Below are 1713 nucleotides of genomic sequence, written 5' to 3'. Positions count from 1 at the left end.
GCGTGGACCTTCTTCGACGAAGCGACTCGCCCCTGCGTCAGGCGCTCGCCGCCATGGGCGAGGCCGAGCACGTCACCTGGTGGCTGCTGCCCGGCAACCACGACAACCTGCGCGATGCCGAGCCGCTCTGGGAGACGATCCGCGAGACCGCGCCTGCGAATGTCCGCCCGCTGACCGAGGCGGCGCCCGTCGCCCTTGGCGCCGAGGCCACTCTGCTGCCCTGCCCCGTCGCCTACCGAGCCGGCGGAAGCGATCCCACCGAGGCGCTGGTCGGCATGCCGAGCCCCGAAGGCCAACTCCGCATCGGGCTCGCCCATGGCGGCGTCACCGATTTCACCGAAAGCGGCGAGGTCATCGCCCCCGACCGCGACCGCAGCGCCCGGCTCGACTATCTCGCGCTTGGCGACTGGCACGGCCACATGGCCGTCTCGCCCCGCGTGCATTATCCCGGCAGCCCCGAGCAGGACCGCTTCAAGCACGGCACCCGCGGGGTCTGCCTCTGCGTGACGCTCACCGCCCTCGGCGAGCCGCCGCAGGTCGAGGAGATCGAGACCGGCCAGTTCCTCTGGACCGAGATCCCGCTGCCCCTGCACCCCCGCCAGGACGCCGCCGCCGCCCTTGCCGCGGCACTCCCCACCTCAGGACGGCGCGATGTGCTGGTGCGTGTGGTGGCCTCGGGCTGGGCGGCGCTCGCCGACCGCGCGCAGCTTGACGACGCCATCGCCCGCACCGGCCCGGAGTTTGCCCATTTCGAGCTCCGCGCCGAGGCGCTCGGCACGCAATACGATGCCGCCGATCTCGACCAGATCGACCACGGCGGCGGCGCCCTGCGCATCGCCGCCGAGGCGCTGAGGACCGACGCCGAGGCCGAGAGCCTCGCCCCCGAGGAGCGCGCCGCCGCCGCCGATGCGCTGGCCCGGCTCTATGCCTATGTGCGGGAGGGCGCGGAATGAAGCTGCGCGCCATCGAGCTGCACAATGTTCGCCAGTTCACCTCGCCGGTCCGTATCGACGGCATCGGCGACGGGCTCAACGTTCTGAGCGAGCCCAACGAGTCCGGCAAGTCGACGCTGTTCGACGCGCTGCAGGCGCTGTTCTTCAAGCCCCATGGCAGCGCCGACAAGGAGACCAAGGCGCTGCGCGCCCATGCCGGCGGCGCCCCCGAGATCCGTGTCGAGCTCGAGCTATCCGAGGGCCGCTTCACCGTCGCCAAGCGCTGGCTGCAGAAGCCCTCCGCCACGGTGCATCGCGACGGGCGGCTGATCGCGCAGGCCGATGCGGCCGAGGACTGGATCGCCCGCGCGCTCGGGCAGGATGCCGGCGGGCCCTCGGGGCTGATCTGGGTCCGGCAGGGCCTCACCGCGCTGACCGACGGTTCGAAGAAGGAAAAGGACGCGGCGCTCGAGGCGCGGCGCGACCTGCTCTCCTCGGTGAGCGAAGAGGTCGAGGCGATGACCGGCGGGCGGCGCATGGACGCGGCGCTTCGGCGCTGCCGCGAAGAGCTGGGGCTCTACGCCACCGGCACCGGCCGGCCGAAGACCGGCGGGCCGTGGAAGGCGGCGCAGGACCGGGTCGAGGCGCTCACCGCCGAGCGTGACCGGCTCGCTGGGCTGACGCAGGAGCTGCACGGCGCGCTGGCGGCGCGCAACCGTGCCCGCCGCACGCTGGCCGAGTTGACCGCCCCTGACGCGGCCGAGGCCCGCCGCGACCGCCT

2 protein-coding genes are annotated in these 1713 nt (G+C 73.3%); both read left to right on the top strand.

Annotated elements, in window-relative coordinates:
• Positions 1 to 953: metallophosphoesterase family protein (locus AC6RA4_RS01275; protein WP_500156615.1), on the top strand; the 953-nt coding region annotated here is incomplete at its 5' end.
• The coding region (locus AC6RA4_RS01270) for an AAA family ATPase (protein WP_500156613.1) at positions 950 to 1713 on the top strand (764 nt) is incomplete at its 3' end. The genes AC6RA4_RS01275 and AC6RA4_RS01270, both read left to right, overlap by 4 nt.

It is taken from the genome of Salipiger sp. (genome assembly GCF_059781815.1).
Note: the sequence above shows the minus strand (reverse complement) of the source record. Positions and strands in the feature narration are given on the sequence as shown.